Raw genomic sequence first — 20,372 nt, 5'->3', positions numbered from 1 at the left:
GTTCGCGACTTATCTACCTTTTATACGGCTACGCGCCGGACGAAGTCGTGTCGGATGCCACAGACCCCTATAGCGGCACCACTGTGGAAGAAACCGGAGAAGCGAGAGATGCGGGAGAAGCGGGAGAAGCGGGAGAAGCGGGAGAAGCGGACGGACCTGCCGTACGGGACGGACCGGCCGTACGGGACGGACCGGCCGTACGGGACGGACCGGCCGTACGGGACGGACCGGCCGTACGGGACGGACCGGCCGTACGGGACGGGTGGGGCTCCGGGGGCCGGCTCGCGGGTGTCAGCGGCCCGGTGCTCGACGGCGTACCGCCCCCACCGCCCCCGCCGCCACTCCCGTCACCGTCGCGGTCCAGGAGCAGGACCGCCGCGGACACCCCGGCACCCATCAGCGCGGCGGCGGCCAGCGCGGCCACCAGCACGCTCCTCGCGGGCCGCCCCGGCGAGCGCACGACGGTGACGGCAAGGCCGTCGGGGGTACGTCCCCACCCGGCCGCTCCTCGCCGCTCCGGGGGCGGCCGACCAGTCCGACCCCGCCCGCGCGCCGGATATCCGGACGACGGGTACCCGGACGGCAGGTATCCGAGCGGTGGAGACTCCGGTGTGCGGCCGGTCTCGAGGAAGAACCGCAGCATCCCCTCCGCGCGGTCCGCGTCCAGCCGCCGGTCGGGGTCCCGTTCCAGCAGGCCGCGTACGACGGGCAGAATCGGGCCGGCCTGCGAGGGTGGCCGTATCTCGTCGGTCACGACCGCGTGTACGATCCCGCCGATCGAGTCCCGGCGGAACGGCGACTCGCCGCTGAGCGCCGTGCACAGCAGCGCGCCCAGCGACCACAGATCTGACTCGGGTCCGGTCCTGGCCCCGGACATCCGCTCGGGGGCGGTGTACTCGGGCGAGCCGACGAAGGAGCCGGACTCGGTGAGCGTGGTGGCGCCCGCGACCTGGGCGATACCGAAGTCGGTGAGGACGACCCGGCCGGTGCCACACTCGAGCAACACGTTCGCGGGTTTGAGATCGCGGTGCAGGACGCCCGCCGCGTGGGCGGAGCGCAGTGCGCCGAGCAGGTCGATACCGATGCGCGCGGCCTCCACCGCGTCGACCGGGCCCTGTGCGGCGATATGGTCGGCGAGCGAACCGCCGTCGATCAACTCCAGGACGATGTAGGGGCGCTCGTCGTCCTCGACGACATCATGGACGACGATGATGTGCGGATGGCTCAACTGGGCGAGCGCCCGCGCCTCCCGCAGGGTGCGGTCCCGCTGCCGCCGCGCCTCCGCCGCGGAGAGCGCCTCGTCCAGGGGGAGTTCCTTGACGGCTACGCCACGCCCGAGCAGTTGGTCGGTCGCCCGCCACACCACGCTCATGCCGCCGCGTCCGAGCCTCGCCTCCAGGCGATAACGGCCCGCGATGACACGGGTGTTGTGCCGTGCGGGCCCGCTTTCGGGCTCCCCCTCGGTCACCATGGGGCCATCATGCCCCACCGGATGTCATCCCTCCGGTAGGCCTATCCGGCCAAGCGCCGCCGTCACGGAACCGTCACGGAACCGGACAGTCGCATTCCCCCCGGGAACCGTGGCCTGTCCTAGCGGGGTTCCCGCCACCCCCGCAGGACCGTTTCGAACTGCTTGCCCGTCGTGGCCCAGTCCTCGGCCGGGGACGCCATGTAGATCGCGTACTCGACTCCGTCACGGGAGAGGTACATCTGATCGACGGCCTGGTACGGCCCCGGGAACTCCGTGTCCTTCGCCAGCGCGGTCCAGGTGTACTCCAGCCGCGCGCTCTCGCGGTCGCGGTAGACGCGGCGTTCCAGACCCAGCTGCCGGTAGTCGACCAGCCGCTGTCCTATCTGCTGGTCCAGATCGCTCAGGTGCTCGTACGGGTCGTCGAAGTCGGGGGAGTCGTCGACGGCGATCCGGATGAAGCTCCTGCCGCCGTCGGGCGTGTAGTCGACCTGGCGCGTCTCCTCGTCGAAGACGACCCGCTCCCAGTCGTCGCCGGGCAGGACGATGCTGAAGCCGAACGGATCGTCGCGGCGTACCCAGCCCGCCGGAAGCCCGCCCGTCTGCTCGCTGTCGTCCGCCCCGGTCTTCTCGGGTGTGGGCGTGGGTGTGGGCGTGGGCGTGGGCGTGGAATTCGGCATCGGCTTGTCGAAGGGTGACGCCGAGCTGCTGCTGTCCTGTGCCTTGCCGTCGTCCCTTTGGACGAGCAGCATCGCGGTCCCTCCGCCGATGAGCGCGGCCAGGACCACGACCAGGGCGACCGGACGCCAGCGCCCGAGCCGCCGCGGCCCGGCTGCGGTGACGCCTCCGGAGGACGACTGGACGGCCGTGGCACCGGAGCCCCCACCGCCCGCCGGACCAGAAGTCCCACCGGTCGTACCGGGGGTACCCGTCGCGCCGGGTGCAGGTCCGGTTCCCGTGCCGGCCGCCGGTGGAAAGTACGACGGCGGCACGGCACCCGCACCGGCGCCCGCCCCCGCCCCCGGCTCGTGCGCCGTCGCTCCCGACGGCCATGGCGACGGCACCGGCGAATGCGGTGCCGGTGCCGGTGCCGGCGCCGACGGCACCCGGGTGCCGTCGGCCTGCGTCATCACGTACGTCTGCGCCGAGGCGGGCCGTCGTCCCTCCGCCGCCTCGGCGAGCATCTGCTCGGTCGCCTCCGCGTCGGGCCGCGTGGCCGGATCCTTGCGCAGGAGCGCACTGATGACGGGTGCGAGCGGGCCTGCGTACGGCGGCTCGTCGGCCTCCTCCTCCACGACCGCCTGCATGGTGGTCAACGGAGACGTACGGCGGAACGGCGATCGGCCCTCCACCGCCGTGTACAGCGTCGCGCCGAGCGCCCAGAGGTCCGAGGCGGGGCCGGGATCCAGGCCGCGGATCCGCTCGGGTGCCAGGTAGTCGACCGAGCCGACGACCTCTCCGGTACGGGTGATCGCCGTGTCGCCCTCGATCTGCGCGATGCCGAAGTCGGTGAGCAGCACGCGTCCGTCACCGCCGAGGAGCACGTTGCCCGGCTTGACGTCACGGTGCACCACCCCTGCGGCGTGCGCGGCGCGCAGCGCGCGCAGCACCCACAGGCCTATCCGGGCCGCCTCACGGGGCTCGACGCGCTCCCGCTCCTTGACGGCGTCGGCGAGCGAATGCCCTTCGACCAGCTCCATGACGATCCACGGCCGGCCGTCGTGCTCCAGCACGTCGTGCACGGTGACGACCGCGGAGTGGTTGATCCGTGCCGCCGCGCGTGCCTCGGCACGGGTACGCGCCAGCAGCATGGCCTGGTCCCCGTCGGAGACGTAGAGCGCGGCGGTCAGCTCCTTGATGGCCACGGACCGGTGCAACACCTCATCATGCGCGCGCCACACCCGGCCCATGCCACCGCTGCCGATGGCATCGCCCAGCCGGTAGCGACCCGCGATGAGCAGGCCCTGCATCTGATTCACCTTGCCCCGCAATGGTCTTGACAGGGTCAGGTTAGGTTTCCGGGGTCCGGCCTGGGAACACCGGGCGGGCCATGGAAACCGCACTGTGATGGTTCCCACTGCGGAAACGGGCGGTGGCAGATGCGACAGTGGCGACTGCCGAGGCGTACGGCGCCGGGTCAGCCGGTGAACCGGTAGGTCGCCGAGGCCTGTTCGAACAGCCGGGTGACCTCGTCGCGTTCGCCCTCCGGGCCGCGCACCTGCAGCACGTGGTACCGGCCGTCGATCAGCACCGCGAGGTTGCGGATGTACAGCTCGCCGCTGTCGCCGGTCCAGGTGAACTGGCCCTCCGCCATGGTCCGTCCGCCCACCTCGATGGTCTTCAGACCGGTGGAGGTGGCCCAGCTGGAGTCGCGGTACGGCTGGAGCTCGCGTTCGTCGTCCCGCTGATAGGCCATCGGGTCGTCTCCGTACTGCGCGGCGCTGTCCCGGCCGGGTACGACGATCAACTCGAATGTGCCGCTGGAGTAGAGGACCTGACCGCTGCCGTTCTTTCCGGTGCGCTGCCAGCCCTCCGCCACGGCGACGCGGAAGCCCTCCGGGTCCTCGCGCAGGGTGAAGCCCTTGGGGACGCCGGGATCGTCGGGGCCGGTGGTCTGCGTCTCGTCGGCCGTGCCGGACTCCCCGGTACCGCCCTCCGGACTCTTCGGATCCTCCGGCTCCGCCGAGGAGTCACCGGATCCCGGCGCGCCGCCCGCCCCCTGCGACGGAGACGCCTCGCCGGCCGCGCCGGTGCGGTCGGCCGCCCCCGCGCCCCCGGACTCCTCGCCGGCCTTCGGCATGAACATCACGGCGTACACGATCGCCGCGGCCATGGCGAGCAGCACCAGCAGGAGCAGGGTACGGCCCAGCCGTCGCGGGGACCCCGACTCCTGCTTGGCGCGCTTGTGCCGTCCGTGGTGCGCGGGCAGCCCGGCGCGGCGCCTGCGCACCAGCTCGCCCCGACGGCGCACGATCGGCAGCCGGCTGCTGTCGACCGGGGGTGCCGCTATGACGTGCATGCCGGCTTCCGGCTCGGGCGCCGACCGCACCAGCGAACGCAGCCAGCCGCGCAGCTCCTCGAAGTCGAGCCGCTCGGTGGGATCCTGGCGCAGGAGCGACTCCACGACCGGCCTGAGCGGCCCGCACTCCTCGGCGAACGCGGCGGGCTCGGCGCACACCATCTGTACCAGCTCGGCCGTCGACTCCTCCGGATAGGGCGCGTGCCCCTGTACGGCCCGGAACAGAAGCGCGCCCAGCGCCCACAGGTCGGTCGCGGGGCCGATGGGCGCGGCCAGTTGCCAGTTCTCGTGCACGGGCCCGGCCTGCTCCGGCGCCCACCGCTCCGTCACGGGACCGACGACGGCCATCCGCGTCTGTCGTGCCCGCTCGGCGGCCAACGCGGTGGTGGGGCCCCGGCGCGTGGGTACGTGGGCCGCCGACTCGTCCCAGCGGGCGGCCGGGGCGGCTCCGTCGGGCCGCGCAGCCCCGGCCGGGCCTGTCACTCCGGCCGCGGGGCCGAGCGCGGGTGCCGGCGCAAACCCGCCGGGCGGCAGGGCCGTACGCCCGTACCCGTCGGCCCCGCCGAGACCGCCGCCGCTCCCGCTCCCGTTCCCACTGCCACTGCCACTGCCACTGCCACTGCCACTGCCACTGCCACTGGGCAACTGTGGGCTGTCGGTGCCCGGTTCGACGGCGGGAGCGCGGCGGGGCGTGGCACCGTACCGGCCGGTGGCCTCCACCCCGTACGGGTCGGTGATCAGCCCCGGCGGGAGCGCACCGGTCCCACTCCCGCCCGAAGTGCCCGACGAACCATTGGTGTGCGGTGCGAGGGCGACCGGGCCGCCGTCCTCGGTGGCGGGAGCGGCACCGGGCAGGGCGGTCCGGTCCAACCGCTGCGCCTCCTGCACCCGGGCAGCGGCACGGGCACCCGCACGGTACGCGGCGATCGCCCCCGCGCGGGCGGCCCTCACGTCCTCGGCGCCGTCGATGGCCCGCGGTTCCGCCGCGGCGGAGGCCCCACTGTCCGGGTCCGTCACCCCGCCCCCAGGCAGCCGACCGGCCCGCGCCTCGATGGCGGCCCGCCGCACGGCATCAGGATTCGGTTCGGAGCCCGGACCATGGTCGGGACCAGTACCGAAACGGTGTGCGGGACCAGAACCGGGTGCGGGGTCGGGGCCGGGTACGGGACCAGAACCGGGGCCGGGGCCGGCGGTGAAGCCGGGCGGCCACGACGGAGTGCGCCCCGGCGCCTGTGCCGGAATACCGGTTCCCGTGGGTGCCACGGGTCCCAAGGCCTCGGCTGCCGAGCCCGCGCCCGCGCCCGGCGCCGCCGGGTTCGGAACAGCCGTACCCGGAAGAGCCTTACCTGGAGAGGCAGTTTCCGGAAGGAACGTGTCAGGAGCAGGGACCGGGTCGTACCCGCACAGCGCCTCTTCCGCCGCGCCGACCGCGAGACCGGTCAGCATCACACGGCCGTCGTCGCAGACCAGCACCGTGCGCGTGGTGATGTTCCGGTGCACCCAGCCGTGGCCGTGCAGGACCCGTACGGCCATCAGAACGTCGGCGGCGACCTCGGCCGCCCGGTACGGGGTCAGCGGCCGTTCGGCCAGCAGTGCCGCCAGCGTTCGGGCCGACACCAGTTCGCTGACGATCCAGAGGGAACCGCCCTCCGCGAACACGTCGAAGACCTGGTCCAGCCGCGGATGGTCGGGGATGGCCGCCGCGGCCTGCGCGGCCTCGACCGCTCGCCGTACCACGGGGTCGGCGGGCCTCCGCGCGCCCGCGCGGTCGGCCGTGCGCCCGCCGGCCCGGCGGGCGCTTCCGTCACGCGCCGTGAAACCGTCGGGCAGTCCTTCCGCGTCGAGCACCTCGGCCTCGACGACCTCCGGCAACGGGACCTGCCTGACGAGGACTTCCTGCCCGCTGTAGGTGTCGAAGGCACGGGTCTCGGTCAGTTCGTACTCGTCCGAGGGCGGCAACGGCAGGCGGTAGCGGTCAGCGAGGACCCGCCCCGCGTATTCGTCCACTGCGCCTCCCCCGGCATGACGGTCGGTCAGGTCCGCTCGCCCAGCGGCCTGTTCCGGCTGTGTACGGTCCGCAAACATTCACGATACGTGCCGGAGGCAACCCGAAGAGAGGGGATGCCACATCTCATTCCCCAATCAGACGGCCACTCATGCTCAGGACGTGGGTTCAAAGGACTGCGTCAGCGCCTGCCAGGTCCCCTTGCGCTGCTCATCGCCCCACCCATCGGCCTTCGCCGTGTACATCAGCGCATACCCGACCCGGCCGTCCACGACGAACCCCCGGTCGATGGTCCGGTACTTCGTACCGCCGTCCACGTAGGTGAACTCCCAGTCGGCGGTGTTCCACCCCCGGTAGTCCACCGCCTCTATTCGGACCCTCTCGTACTGCGAACGCACCATGTAGCGTTCCTGGTTCTTCCAGTCGGCCACCGGGTCGCCCTTCGGCGTGGACGTCCAGGCGACGAGCAGCTTCTGCCCGTCGGGCCCGGTGAACCGGTCCCCGGCCGTCCCCCTCGATGCGTACTTCCAGCCCTCGGGCAGCCCGATCGTGTACCCCTGGCTTCCTTCGTACGTCTCCGCCACCGGGGCGTCCCCGGCGTCCCCGGCCGAGTCGCCCGAACCGTTGTCGCCCTCGTCGCTGTCGCCCGTCCCGGCGCCGGCGCCGGTGTCGGTGTCGCCGGATTCCGCTCCCGTGTCGTCGCCCTTCGGTTCGGCCGCCTCACCGTCGGTGCGGGTGCCGTCGTCCTCGCCGGCCTCGGAGCCGTCGGCCTTCTTGGTGCCGATGCTGGGCGCCTGGCCGGAGGCAACCTGCTCCGCACCGCCCTTCGCCCCCGCGCCGCCCTCGTCGTCATCGCCGCCGAGCGTGAGGGCGAGCACGGTACCGAGCACGGCGAGCACCACGACCACCGCGATGACGACCAATGTCCGCCGCGGCACCACATCGGTGAGCGACGCCTTCGGCACGGACCGCGCCGGCAGGTCCGGCGGTGTCATCACGGGCCACCCCGAATCCCGGGCACCCGACGCCGAGTTCGACGCCGGCCCGGAAGCCGCGCCAGGCACCGGACCGGACCCGCGGACCGCGGCCGGGCCACCCGGGCGCACCCCGCTCCCGGCCCCTGTTCCAGCCCGAGCCGTCGTCGGCGCGGTGGCCGCCCCCGCGGCCTTCCGCACGGAACGCATCGCGCCGCGCAGTTTCTCCCCGGCCTCCTCGCCGCCCCGTCTGCCCCTGCCACGTCCGTCGGGCTGCTCGGGCAGCGGCACGACCTTCGTCGCGTCCGCCGGTTCCGACTCGTCGCCCTTGGTCCCGGGCGCGTTGATCACCGCGTTCAGCATGGCCCGCGAAGTGGTGTCGTCGAGCCGCTGGGCCGGGTCCTTGGCGAGCAGCCCGTAGATGACGTCCCTGAGCGGTCCCGCGTTCTTGGGCTCCTCGAGCGGCTCGGTCATCACCGCCGTGAGCGTCGCGATCGCGGACCCCTTGTCGTACGGCGGCGTGCCCTCCACCGCGGCGTACAGCAGCCCGCCGAGCGACCACAGGTCGGCCGCCGGCCCCGGCTTGTGCCCGCGGGCCCGCTCCGGAGAGATGTACGAGGGGGCCCCGACCAGCATGCCGGTCGAGGTGATGGACGGGTCGCCCTCGACCTGGGCGATACCGAAGTCGGTGAGCACGACCCGGCCGTCCTCGGCGATCAGTACGTTCGACGGCTTCACATCACGGTGCAGGATGCCCTCGCGGTGCGCGGAACGCAGCACGTCGAGCACCGCGAGCCCGACCTCGGCGGCCCGCCGGGGCTCCAGCAGACCGTCCTCCCTGATGGCCTCGGCGAGCGACTTGCCCTCGACGAGCTCCATCACGATCCAGGGCCGGTCGTCCTCCTGGACCACGTCGAAGACCGTCACGGCGCTGTTGTTACGAATCCGCGCGATCGCCTTGGCCTCGCGCAGCGTCCGTGTGATCAGCCGCCGTTTCTCCTCCTCGTCGATGCTCGCCGGGAACCGAAGCTCCTTGACGGCGACGGTCCGTCCCAGGGTTTCGTCCTCGGCGCGCCACACCGTCCCCATGCCGCCGCGGCCGAGCACATCCCCCAGCCGGTACCGCCCGGCGAGCAGACGTGCGCTCTCGTCCTGACGGGTTGTCCCCGCCCGCTCCGGCTCCGACATGCGTCCCCTCATGCAACCCGGCCTGACAGAGCCTTCATTGTCCCTCACCCGACAAGTGCTCAGCGCCCAGGGTGCCCCTGGCCGTACCCTGCGCCCGGCGCACCCGGAACCCGTGTGAAGGACGTGCTCCGCGGCCCTGCACGATGTCCCTCCGGCAAGAGGGGAACCGGAGGCCGCCGCCCCGGGACGCTCTTGACCATCGCTGTGTCCCTGGCCTTGCTCTCCCTGGCGCCGCCGACCTCCTCGGCTCTGTCGCCCCCTTCCCCGGACGCACTCCTCCCGCTGCTGGTCACACAGGGTGGAGCCCCGGCGGCGGCCCTGCCGGCCGTGGAGGAATCCGGCCCGCGCCATGCCCCCGCCGCGAGGGCTTGAGCCGGACCGGCCACGTCCGCGCCGGCCACATCACGAAGACGTTCATCGCGACGCTCGTACTGCAACTGGCGGACGAGCACCGCCTGTCGCTGTCCGGCACCGTGGAAAAACATCTGCCGAAATCGGTGCGGGGAGAGCGCGACGACGGCCGCACGCCGACCCTGCGTTCTCTGCTCAACTTCTACGCGGGACTGCTCGGCGGTGAACCACAGCCACCGCGCCGGCTGCGCGAGAGGCTCGACACCCGTGCCACACGCGGCTCGTACGGCATGGGCCCGTTTCCCTTGAAACTTCCGTGCGGCACCACCGTGTGGGGGCACAACGGACACATCTCCGGCAACTACGTGCGCAGCGCGGTCACCGTCGACGGCCGGCATGTCCTCACCTTCCGGGTGAACACGGACGCGATAGCGGATCCCGGTCCCGAACCCGCGCTACTCGCGGCCGAGTTCTGCCCTCGCACCCAGTAGAACGGCCGGGTTCCGAACGGAGATCCCGGTTCACGACACTCGTTCGAGTGAACGTGAACCCGGGCTCCCTCTGCGCTGACGTGCCGACGTACCGACGTGCCGACGTGCCGACGGCACCGCCCTACAACGGCATGATGTCCGGAGCCCCCAGCCGGGCCGCGTCCGCCGTCAGGTCGTCCGGCTGCCGCTGCGACTCCCGTTCGGCCTCCACCCGCTTCTCGTAGTGCCGCACCTCGCGCTCGATCCGGTCCTTGTCCCAGCCCAGGACCGGCGCCATCAGCTCGGCGGCCTCCCGGGCACTGCGCGTCCCCCGGTCGAACGTCTCGATCGAAATGCGGGTGCGCCGGGTCAGCACGTCGTCCAGATGCCGCGCTCCCTCGTGCGAGGCGGCATAGGTGATCTCGGCACGCAGGTAGTCGTCGGCCGCCTGCAGCGGTTGGCCCAGCGAGGGGTCTCCGGCGATGAGTTCCAGAACCTCTTCGGCCAGCGACCCGTACCGGTTCAACAGATGCTCGACCCGCACCACGTGCAGTCCGGTGCGTGCGGCGATCCGGGCCCTCGCGTTCCACAGTGCCCGGTACCCCTCGGCCCCGACCAGCGGTGTGTCCTCGGTGACGCAGGCGGCGACCCGCACATCGAGCCCGTGTACGGCCTCGTCCACCGCGTCCTTGGCCATCACGCGGTACGTCGTGTACTTGCCGCCCGCGACCACCACGAGTCCGGGGACGGGATGCGCCACGGTGTGCTCCCGCGACAGCTTGCTGGTCGCGTCGGACTCACCGGCGAGCAGCGGCCGCAGACCGGCGAACACGCCCTGGACGTCGTCCCTCGTGAGCGGGACCGCGAGCACCGAGTTCACATGTTCGAGCAGATAGTCGATGTCCGCACTGGACGCGGCCGGGTGTGCCTTGTCGAGGTCCCAGCCGGTGTCCGTGGTCCCGACGATCCAGTGCCGCCCCCACGGGATGACGAACAGGACGGACTTCTCCGTACGCAGGATGAGCCCGGTGGTGGAGTGGATGCGGTCCTTGGGGACGACCAGGTGGATGCCCTTGGAGGCCCGTACGTGGAACTGGCCCCGCTCGCCCACCATCGCCTGGGTGTCGTCGGTCCACACCCCGGTGGCGTTGACGACCTGTTTGGCGCGGACTTCGTACTCCCCGCCGCCCTCGACGTCCTGCACCCGCGCGCCGACGACCCGTTCGCCCTCGCGCAGAAATCCGGTCACCCGCGCGCGGTTGGCGACCCTCGCGCCGTATGCCGCCGCGGTGCGCACCAGGGACGCCACGAACCGGGCGTCGTCCATCTGGGCGTCGTAGTACTGGAGCGCCCCGACCAGGGCGTCCTTCTTCAGACAGGGTGCCACGCGCAGCGCGTGACGGCGGCTCAGGTGCCGGTGCGCGGGGAGCCCCCGTCCGTGTCCGGGGGCCATCGACATGGCGTCGTAAAGGGCGACGCCCGCCCCCGCGTACAGCCGCTCCCAGCCCTTGTGCTGCAGCGGGTAGAGGAACGGCACCGGTTTCACCAGGTGCGGGGCGAGCCTCTCCAGCAGCAGACCGCGTTCCTTCAACGCCTCCCGCACGAGGGCGAAGTCGAGCATCTCCAGGTAGCGCAGGCCTCCATGGATCAGTTTGCTGGATCGGCTGGACGTGCCCGACGCCCAGTCGCGTGCCTCGACCAGCCCTGTGGACAGGCCGCGTGTCACGGCGTCCAGCGCGGTGCCCGCACCGACCACGCCGCCGCCCACCACCAGCACGTCCAGTTCACGCTCCGCCATGGATGCGAGTGACTCGGCGCGCTCCGCCGGTCCCAGTGTCGCTGTCCTCACCGCTGCCTCCCGCTCATCGGTTGCATCGGCCGCACCCGTCGGGCGAAGCCCGGCCCCCTCCCTCATGCCCAAATTCTCGCCGGGTTGTCCAACTTCAGCCACCACACGCCCCAGCCTGTGGACAACTCTCGCCTCGACTCGGCGAAACTCGGGCGATCAATACATCAAATCGGTCATATTTACTCCTAGTCTGACATTGCGCTCGCTCGTTCTGTCCACAGGACTTGCGCGCCTGTCCCGCTTCGGTTACTGGGAAGGACGGCCCACGCCATGCCCGCAGATCTCGCCGTCATCGGACTCGGCCCGTACGGCCTGCCCCTGGCCCAGGCCGCCGTCGCCGCCGGCATCCCCACCATCGGCTACCGGACCGGCCCGGAGGCCTCCTCCCTCAGCCCCGCCGAGCTGCGCCGCATGGTCGCGCAGGGATTCCGCGCGATCACCGGCCCCGCCGAGCTCGGCCGGGTACGTACCGCGGTCATCTGCGCGCCGACCCCGCGCGGCGCGGAAGGCGGGCTGGATCTCGGCCAGGTGGAAGCGGCAGCCCGCACCCTGGCCGCGCGGCTGCGACCGCACACCACGGTGATCCTCGAGTCCCCGGTCCCCCCCGGAACGACCGAGGAACGCCTCCGCCCCCTGCTCGAATCCGAATCCGGCCTCCGCGCGGGCCGTGACTTCCACCTCGCCTACTCCCCCAGCCGCGTCGACCCCGGCAACCGTGACTTCACCCCCGCCAACACGCCGAAGGTCATCGGCGGACTCACGCCGGCCTGCACCGAGTCGGCCGCCGCGTTCTACGGGAGGCTCAGCGACAAGGTCGTCCGCGCGCGCGGCCCGCGGGAAGCGGAGACCGTGCAGTTGCTGGAGACCAATTTCCGGCACGTCAACACCGCCCTCGTCAACGAGATGGCCGTGCTCTGCCACGACCTGGGTGTCGATCTGTGGGACGTCATCCGCTGCGCGGAGACCAAGCCCTTCGGCTTCCACTCCTTCCGCCCCGGCCCCGGCGTCGGCGGCCACGCCGTCGCCCAGGACCTGACCGCCCACACGGGCCGCACCCTGCGGATGGCGGAACTCGCCCAGCAGGTCAACGGCCGGATGCCCTGCTACGTCGTACAGCGCGCCGCCGCACTCCTCAACGAGCACGGCAAGTCGGCCCGCGGCGCACGCGTGCTGCTCCTCGGCGTCACCTACAAGGCCGACCTCGCCGACCAGCAGGGCAGCCCGGCGCGGGAGATCGCGATGCGGTTGATGGAGCTGGGCGCCTCCGTCAGTTATCACGACCCGCACGTCCCGTCCTGGAGCGTGCTCGACCGCCCCCTCCCCCGCGCGGACTCCCTGTACGAGGCCGCCGCCGACGCCGACCTGACGATCCTGCTCCAGCAGCACCGCACATACGACCTCCAGGGCCTGTCCGTGAAGGCCCAGCTGCTGCTGGACACGCGCGGGGCCACCCCGACGGGGGCAGCGCACCGGTTGTGAGAGGGGGCGCCCGCGGCTCACCGCGCTCCAGGGGGCGTCAGCTGCTTGCCGGAGAATACGCACAGGGGCGGTGTAACTCGTTCGTGTGAGGGTCGGCTTCCGGGCCTGCGGTGCCGTGGGCCGTCCGGGGTGACGTGATCGTGCGATCCGGGCGCCGGGTACGGCGCCGGTGAGCGGGGCCCCTGCTCCACCGGAGTGATGGTTCAGGGCCTCCCCGTCGCCTCCGGCCGTACCCATGTGGCCGGATCGCGCAGGAAACCGGCCTCCCGGGCCCGGACCACGCACAGGATGCGTGTCACCGCCCCGAGGTCGAGTACGCCGGAGACCTGGGGGCACCTCCCACGCCCTTGAGGCAGTAAGGGGAGCGCCCAGGACCGTTCGGGGCGTGCGGGCCCGGGCAGACTCACCCCTGCCCGGGCCAGAGGAACGGTGGCCGCTCACCGTCCGAAAATCCGCAAAATCCACCTCCTCCGGCACTTCACCGTCCACAGACGGGTCCGGTCCCGGCGGGTGGGCTTGCGGTGACGGCCCATGGGCACGCCCCCTTCCACGAGGCCGCCCGTCAGCCCGGTAGGGCGGCCCGTTCGGAATCGGGCCGGCCCCGAAGGCGGGGTCCGGAACGTGTTCCTTGGAAGGGGGCGACCCGGAGAGCCGAGCCGCCGGACATGGACGCCACCGCCCCGAATCGGCCCATCTCCCGATATGCACGTCGAAGGCAACCCCGCGCCCCTCTGCCGCCCCACGCGCCCCCACCGCCACGGCACCGCCACGGCACCGCCCTCACGACATACGACGGGGCCCGGCCATCCCCACATGGATGGCCGGGCCCCGTCGTCGCCTCAAGGGTGTCGCGCTCAGGGCGAGCGCGGCGTCACGTCATCGCCGGTGCTGCGAGTCCGCCACCGTCACCTCGACGCGCTGGAACTCCTTCAGCTCGCTGTAGCCGGTGGTGGCCATGGCGCGGCGCAGGGCGCCGAAAAGGTTCATCGAGCCGTCGGGCGTGTGCGACGGGCCGGTGAGGATCTCCTCGATGGTGCCGACGGTGCCGAGGTCGACCTTCTTGCCGCGCGGCAACTCCTCGTTCACCGCCTCCATGCCCCAGTGGTTGCCCTTGCCCGGACCGTCGGTGGCACGCGCGAGCGGGGAGCCCATCATCACCGCGTCGGCGCCGCAGGCGATCGCCTTGGCCAGGTCGCCCGACCAGCCCACACCGCCGTCAGCGATCACGTGCACGTACCGGCCGCCGGACTCGTCCATGTAGTCACGGCGGGCGGCGGCCACGTCCGCGACCGCGGTGGCCATGGGGACCTGGATGCCGAGCACATTGCGGGTGGTGTGCGCGGCGCCGCCGCCGAAGCCCACCAGGACACCGGCCGCACCGGTACGCATCAGGTGCAGGGCCGCGGTGTAGGTGGCGCAACCGCCGACGATCACCGGGACGTCGAGTTCGTAGATGAACTGCTTCAGGTTGAGCGGCTCGTGCGAGCCGGAGACATGCTCCGCGGAGACGGTCGTACCGCGGATCACGAAGATGTCCACGCCGGCGTCGACGACGGCCTTGGAGAACTGCGCGGTGCGCTGCGGGGAGAGCGCGGCCGCGGTGACCACACCCGAGTCGCGCACCTCCTTGATGCGCTGCCCGATCAGCTCCTCCTTGATGGGAGCGGCGTAGATCTCCTGGAAGCGGCGCGTGGCCGTCTCCGCGTCCAGCTCGGCGATCTCGTCGAGCAGCGGCTGCGGGTCCTCGTACCGCGTCCACAGTCCTTCGAGGTTCAGCACGCCGAGGCCGCCGAGCTCACCGATGCGGATCGCCGTGGCAGGCGAGACGACCGAGTCCATGGGGGCGGCCAGGAAGGGCAGCTCAAAGCGGTAGGCGTCGATCTGCCAGGCGATCGAGACCTCCTTCGGGTCCCGCGTACGGCGGCTGGGGACGACGGCGATGTCGTCGAAGGCGTACGCCCTGCGGCCGCGCTTGCCGCGCCCGATCTCGATCTCAGTCACGTTTGTGGCCTTTCCCTATGCGTTGCAGCACTTTCCAGTATCCCCGACAGTCCCGCACTGCATCGCCCCGGACGAACGGGGAGGGCGGCCCGGATCTCTCCCGGACCGCCCTCGGACGACTGTCACGCGCCCGTGCACCCCGTCGTACGGCCTGCACACGCGTACACACGAGGCGCGTAGGGGGGCCCGTCGTTGCCGAACGGCCCTACGCGGGCGCGGGCTGTCAGCGCTTGTTGCTGTAGTTGGGTGCTTCCACGGTCATCTGGATGTCGTGCGGGTGGCTCTCCTTGAGCCCCGCGGAGGTGATCCGCACGAAGCGGCCGTTCGCCTGCAGGTCGGGCACGGTCTGGCCGCCGACGTAGAACATCGACTGTCGCAGGCCTCCGACCAGCTGGTGAACCACGGAGGAGAGCGGGCCGCGATAGGGCACCTGGCCCTCGATGCCCTCGGGGACGAGCTGCTCGTCGGAGGCGACGCCCTCCTGGAAGTAACGGTCCTTGGAGAACGACTTGCGGTCGCCGCGGGTCTGCATCGCGCCGAGCGACCCCATGCCGCGGTACGACTTGAACTGCTTGCCGTTGATGAACATCAACTCGCCCGGAGACTCCTCGCAGCCCGCGAGCAGCGATCCCAGCATCACCGTGTCGGCGCCCGCCACCAGGGCCTTGGCGATGTCGCCGGAGTACTGCAGGCCGCCGTCGCCGATGACCGGGACGCCGGCCTCCTTGGCGGCGAGCGCGGCTTCGTAGATCGCGGTGACCTGCGGCACTCCTACGCCTGCGACGACGCGCGTGGTGCAGATGGAGCCGGGGCCGACGCCGACCTTGATGCCGTCGCAGCCCGCATCGACCAAGGCCTTCGCGCCGTCGCGCGTGGCGACGTTGCCGCCGATGACGTCGACGCCGGTGGAGTTCGACTTGATCTTGGCGACCATGTCGCCGACGAGGCGGGAGTGGCCGTGCGCGGTGTCGACGACGATGAAGTCGGCGCCCGCCCCGATCAGCGCCTGGGCGCGCTCGAAGGCGTCGCCGGCGACGCCGACCGCGGCACCGACCAGCAGCCGGCCCTCGCCGTCCTTCGCGGCGTTCGGGTACTGCTCGGCCTTGACGAAGTCCTTGACCGTGATCAGGCCCTTGAGAACGCCGTGGTCGTCGACCAGCGGAAGCTTCTCGATCTTGTGGCGGCGCAGCAGCTGCATGGCGTCCGCGCCGGAGATGCCGACCTTGCCGGTGACCAGCGGCATCGGCGTCATGACCTCGCGCACCGGCTGGAAGCGGTCGGTCTCGAAGGTCATGTCGCGGTTGGTGACGATGCCGAGGAGCTTCTTGTTACCGTCGGTGACCGGGACGCCGCTGATGCGGAACTTGGCGCACAGGGCGTCTGCCTCGGCGAGGGTGGCGTCCGGGTGGATGGTGATGGGGTCGGTGACCATGCCGGACTCGGAGCGCTTCACCAGGTCGACCTGGTTCGCCTGGTCCTCTATGGACAGGTTGCGGTGCAGGACGCCGACGCCGCCCTGGCGGGCCATCGCGATCGCCATGCGCGATTCGGTCACCTTGTCCATGGCGGCGGACAGCAGCGGGACGTTGACCCGCACGTTCCTGGAGACGTGCGAGGCGGTGTCGATCTCGTCGGGCGCCATGTCCGACGCGCCCGGCAGCAGCAGCACGTCGTCGTAGGTCAGCCCGAGTGTCGCGAATTTACCGGGCACTCCGTCGACGTTCGCAGTCATGACACCTTCCCCAAATGGCCTTGATCGGTGCGGATGTCCATGCTAACGGGAATGAGAGGTGTCTCATTCCACGATTCCACAGAGCTCCGGTCTTCGTATGTTCGTACGGAATCGGCCGGGCGCCCGTTCATTGTCCAAGGGGCGGCCGGGCGGCGGATGGTTTCCGCAACGGCGGTTACTGCTCCGCCAGGGCGCGCAGCCGGCTCAGGGCGCGGTGCTGGGCGACCCGGACGGCACCGGGTGACATTCCCAACATCTGGCCGGTCTCCTCCGCCGTGAGGCCCACGGCGATCCGCAGCAGAAGCAGTTCGCGCTGATTCTCGGGCAGGTTGGCCATCAGCTTCTTGGCCCATTCGGCGTCGCTGCTGAGCAGGGCGCGCTCCTCCGGACCGAGGGAGTCGTCGGGACGCTCGGGCATCTCGTCGGAGGGCACCGCTGTCAGGCCGGGACGACGCATCGCGGCGCGCTGCAGGTCGGCGACCTTGTGTGCGGCGATGGCGAAGACGAACGCCTCGAAGGGGCGGCCGGTGTCCTTGTAGCGGGGCAGTGCGAGGAGCACCGCTACGCAGACCTCCTGGGCGAGGTCCTCGACGAAGTGCCGGGCGTCGCCCGGGAGCCGGGACAGCCGGGTGCGGCAGTACCGCAGTGCCAGGGGGTGGACATGGGCGAGCAGATCGTGCGTGGCCTGCTCGTCCCCGTCGACGGCTCGGTGGACGAGCGCACCGATCGCCCCTTGGGCAGTGCCCGCCTCGTCGTCGCGCATCGGTCCATGGTGCCTTGCGGGCATCGGCTCTGCGGCACCCCGTCCGTTGTTGTGCACCGAAGCGTTATGAGCAGGTGCGGCGGAACTCATCCCCTGCGCCCTCCTCTTCCGCTCGACCGACTTGTCCCCAAGGAACTCCACACCTCAAGGATGCGTCATCCGCGGCGAAACAGGCACAGGGCACCCGGCCACCGCCTTCGACGCCCTGGCGAACCGGGCATTTCACGTCCCTGCCGACGAGGTGCGCGCGGACGACCGCGGGACCTGACGTCCGGATCGGCCCGAGGCCGTCCGGCGGGGTAGGCGCCCTACCGGACCACGGACCACGGACCGCGGACCGCGTCCGGACGGGCGACGGCAGCCCGCGCCAGAGAACGTCGCCCGTCTTCGACGCGATCCCGCAAGGACGCCGGCCTCGCAGACGCAGGCCTGGCAGACGCGGGCCTCGCAGACGCAGGCCTGGCAGACGCGGTCCGGACGGGTGCGGGCCGGGCGGGTGCGGTCCTGGCGGGTTCACCCGCGCGCCCCCACCCCCCACCCGCCGGCCGCCGCTCGGTGCCGTACACCGAAACCGGGCCGATCCGAAGGGCAGGCCCTAGCGCACCAGGCCCCACCGGAACCCGAGTGCCACGGCATGGGCCCGGTCCGACGCTCCGAGCTTCTTGAAGAGCCGCCGGGCGTGCGTCTTGACGGTGTCCTCGGAGAGGAACAGTTCACGGCCGATCTCGGCGTTGGAGCGGCCGTGACTCATGCCTTCGAGGACCTGGATCTCACGCGCGGTGAGCGTGGGCGCGGCGCCCATCTCCGCCGAGCGCAGCCGCCGCGGGGCGAGCCGCCAGGTCGGGTCGGCGAGGGCCTGCGTGACCGTCGCACGCAGTTCCGCGCGGGAGGCGTCCTTGTGCAGATAGCCACGGGCGCCGGCGGCCACCGCGAGCGCCACGCCGTCGAGGTCCTCGGCGACGGTGAGCATGATGATCCGCGCGCCGGGGTCGGCGGACAGCAGTCGCCGGACGGTCTCGACACCCCCCAGGCCGGGCATGCGCACGTCCATCAGAATCAGATCCGAGCGGTCGGCTCCCCAGCGGCGGAGAACTTCCTCGCCGTTGGCAGCCGTCGTCACGCGCTCGACGCCGGGCACGGTCGCGACCGCGCGGCGAAGCGCTTCTCGGGCAAGCGGGGAGTCGTCGCAGACGAGGACGGAAGTCATGACCGCCCTCCGCAGCTGATGCGCGTCACCTTGAGCCTCCAGGCTGGTACGAAATCGTCACCCGTGCGGTCGACCGCTTCGGACACCTGCCCGAGCGCTTGTTCCTTCAACCGCCTCGCACTCTCAACGACGGTCACTCAAAAGAGTTACGGGGCCGTCTGCCGTCTTCGGCACTCTACGTGAGGGGACGGACACGGTGCAGGCACGCGCGGGGGACCCTCGAACTTTCATCACAACCCGTGCCCCGTTCGGCCCCTTTTCTTCCCATTTGTTGGTGTCTGAGGCTAGATTCGCAATGAGTCATATTTTCATCTCCTTGGATCGCAGTTGTACGGTCGTGGACACCGGATCCGCCCAGAACGGCTACTAGGGGTCACGTAATGGCAGATTTCTCCCGCCTTCCAGGACCGAACGCGGACCTGTGGGACTGGCAGCTCCTGGCCGCGTGCCGCGGGGTGGACAGCTCGCTCTTCTTCCACCCCGAGGGTGAGCGCGGTGCGGCACGAAGTGCTCGCGAGAACTCGGCCAAAGAGGTCTGCATGAGGTGCCCGGTACGCGCCGAGTGCGCCGCCCACGCCCTGGCCGTGCGCGAGCCGTACGGCGTGTGGGGCGGACTGACCGAGGACGAGCGCGAAGAACTGATGGGCCGGGCGCGCCACCGGCTGGTATCGGCACCGGCAGCGACATCGGCACCGGGTTCGCCGACGGCGTCGGCGGTGTCGACGCCGGTCCCGGCGTCGGTCGCGTCGGTCGGCGAGCACGCCGCTTCGAACAACTGAAGGAACGTTTCTTCACATCGGGCGCACACGTGTGCCCTTTTAGCTTTTCGCGGGGGTGTCCGGCGTCCCTGTCCCTGCGGGGCGACGGCGGAGAGGAGACGGCGGACCGGACCGGACTCGAGAAGGGGCGGGACGGGAGAGGCCGGCTCCCTTGAGTGCCGGGTCCCGGCTAACGGCCGCCCGCGCGCGCCAGCTGGTCGAGTGTCGCGCCGACCGCGGGCACCTGGGCGAGGTCGGGGAGGGTCAGGGCGACGATCTCCCGCCGCACCGCGGGCTCCAGCGCGACAGTGCGCACACCCCTGGGCCGTACGGACTCGATGGCCAGCTGGGGCAGGACGGCCACCCCGAGCCCCGCGCCGACCAGGCCGGCCACAGCGGGGTAGTCGTCGGTCGCGAAGTCGATGCGGGGGGTGAAACCGGCCGTCTCGCACACCTCTATCAGCTGCCCCCGGCAGCGCGGACAGCCGGCGATCCACGGTTCTTCGGCGAGTTCCCCTATGGCCAGGGACTCCGCGTGCGCCAGCGGGTGCCGCTCGGGCAGGAGCCCCACGAGCCGGTCCGTGAGGAGCGGCCGCACGACGAGGTCGTCCCACTCCTCCGCGCCCGCCGCCCCTTCGTAGCGGAAGGCGAGGGCCACGTCGCAGTCGCCCTCCCGCAGCATCTCGACGGACCGGGGCGGTTCGGCCTCCTCCAGGGAGACACGGGTGCCCGGGTGGGCTTCGCGGAGCGCGGCGAGGGCTGTCGGGACGAGCGTCGAACTGCCGCTGGGAAAGGACACGAGCCGCACCCGCCCCGCCCGCAGCCCGGCGATCGCGGCGACCTCCTCCTCGGCGGCCGTCAGCCCGGCGAGGATGCCGGCGGCATGGCGCACCAGCGCGTCCCCGGCCTGCGTCATGCGCATCTCCCGTCCGGTGCGGACGAGCAGCGGTGTGCCGACGGACGCCTCCAGCGCCTTCATCTGCTGACTGACGGCAGGCTGGGTGCAGCCCAGTTCCCTGGCCGCCGCGGAGAACGAACCGGTGGCGGCCACGGCGCGCAGTACTCGGAGATGACGGGCCTCGATCACGCCCCAAGAATAAGCCGCCCT

General features: G+C 71.6%; 11 protein-coding genes and 2 pseudogenes. 3 read left to right on the top strand and 10 right to left on the bottom strand.

The genetic code is table 11. From position 1 onward, the window contains the following. Window positions 1–112: 112 nt before the first annotated feature. The 4 genes and pseudogenes from ACFYQA_RS01375 to ACFYQA_RS01360 all read right to left on the bottom strand — a co-directional run. A pseudogene (locus tag ACFYQA_RS01375) lies at window positions 113–1,471 on the bottom strand (serine/threonine-protein kinase); the annotation flags it as partial. A gap of 119 nt (window positions 1,472–1,590) precedes the next feature. Next, complete coding sequence (locus ACFYQA_RS01370; protein WP_388909869.1) at window positions 1,591–3,438, bottom strand: serine/threonine-protein kinase; 1,848 nt, start codon at window positions 3,436–3,438, stop codon at window positions 1,591–1,593. Between the two features lie 167 nt (window positions 3,439–3,605). After that, window positions 3,606–6,494: a protein kinase gene (locus ACFYQA_RS01365; protein ID WP_388909866.1), complete on the bottom strand. Its 2,889-nt coding sequence runs from the start codon at window positions 6,492–6,494 to the stop codon at window positions 3,606–3,608. Window positions 6,495–6,647: 153 nt separating this feature from the next. Next, window positions 6,648–8,654, bottom strand: a complete 2,007-nt coding sequence (locus tag ACFYQA_RS01360; protein WP_388909863.1) for a serine/threonine-protein kinase — start codon at window positions 8,652–8,654, stop codon at window positions 6,648–6,650. A 192-nt stretch (window positions 8,655–8,846) separates the two neighbouring features. Between ACFYQA_RS01360 and ACFYQA_RS01355 the strand changes: the two are divergent. Further along, window positions 8,847–9,496, top strand: a pseudogene (locus ACFYQA_RS01355) (serine hydrolase). Window positions 9,497–9,617: 121 nt separating this feature from the next. Here ACFYQA_RS01355 and ACFYQA_RS01350 read toward each other — a convergent pair. Next, window positions 9,618–11,324: a glycerol-3-phosphate dehydrogenase/oxidase gene (locus ACFYQA_RS01350; protein ID WP_386398052.1), complete on the bottom strand. Its 1,707-nt coding sequence runs from the start codon at window positions 11,322–11,324 to the stop codon at window positions 9,618–9,620. A gap of 270 nt (window positions 11,325–11,594) precedes the next feature. Between ACFYQA_RS01350 and ACFYQA_RS01345 the strand changes: the two genes are divergently transcribed. Then, entirely contained in the window at window positions 11,595–12,803 is a 1,209-nt protein-coding gene (locus ACFYQA_RS01345; RefSeq protein WP_388909860.1) for a nucleotide sugar dehydrogenase, read from the top strand. A gap of 876 nt (window positions 12,804–13,679) precedes the next feature. Here the strand turns inward: ACFYQA_RS01345 and ACFYQA_RS01340 are convergent. The 4 genes from ACFYQA_RS01340 to ACFYQA_RS01325 form a co-directional block, all read right to left on the bottom strand. Further along, complete coding sequence (locus ACFYQA_RS01340) at window positions 13,680–14,804, bottom strand: GuaB3 family IMP dehydrogenase-related protein (protein ID WP_055630763.1); 1,125 nt, start codon at window positions 14,802–14,804, stop codon at window positions 13,680–13,682. Between the two features lie 223 nt (window positions 14,805–15,027). After that, complete coding sequence (gene guaB, locus ACFYQA_RS01335) at window positions 15,028–16,536, bottom strand: IMP dehydrogenase (RefSeq protein WP_388909857.1); 1,509 nt, start codon at window positions 16,534–16,536, stop codon at window positions 15,028–15,030. A 175-nt stretch (window positions 16,537–16,711) separates the two neighbouring features. After that, window positions 16,712–17,299, bottom strand: coding sequence for a sigma-70 family RNA polymerase sigma factor (locus tag ACFYQA_RS01330; RefSeq protein ID WP_386398060.1), 588 nt, complete (start codon window positions 17,297–17,299; stop codon window positions 16,712–16,714). 595 nt (window positions 17,300–17,894) lie between these two features. Beyond that, window positions 17,895–18,506, bottom strand: a complete 612-nt coding sequence (locus tag ACFYQA_RS01325) for a response regulator transcription factor (RefSeq protein ID WP_003948568.1) — start codon at window positions 18,504–18,506, stop codon at window positions 17,895–17,897. A 380-nt stretch (window positions 18,507–18,886) separates the two neighbouring features. Between ACFYQA_RS01325 and ACFYQA_RS01320 the strand changes: the two genes are divergently transcribed. Further along, window positions 18,887–19,285 carry a WhiB family transcriptional regulator gene (locus ACFYQA_RS01320; RefSeq protein WP_388909854.1) on the top strand — a complete coding sequence of 133 codons (399 nt, stop codon included), beginning with the start codon at window positions 18,887–18,889 and terminating at the stop codon, window positions 19,283–19,285. A 169-nt stretch (window positions 19,286–19,454) separates the two neighbouring features. Here the strand turns inward: ACFYQA_RS01320 and ACFYQA_RS01315 are convergent, their stop codons facing one another. Continuing rightward, complete coding sequence (locus ACFYQA_RS01315; RefSeq protein WP_388909851.1) at window positions 19,455–20,351, bottom strand: LysR family transcriptional regulator; 897 nt, start codon at window positions 20,349–20,351, stop codon at window positions 19,455–19,457. Window positions 20,352–20,372 lie beyond the last annotated feature (21 nt).

Source organism: Streptomyces sp. NPDC005774 (assembly GCF_042871645.1).
Taxonomy (GTDB): domain Bacteria; phylum Actinomycetota; class Actinomycetes; order Streptomycetales; family Streptomycetaceae; genus Streptomyces; species Streptomyces pratens.
Note: the sequence above shows the minus strand (reverse complement) of the source record. Positions and strands in the feature narration are given on the sequence as shown.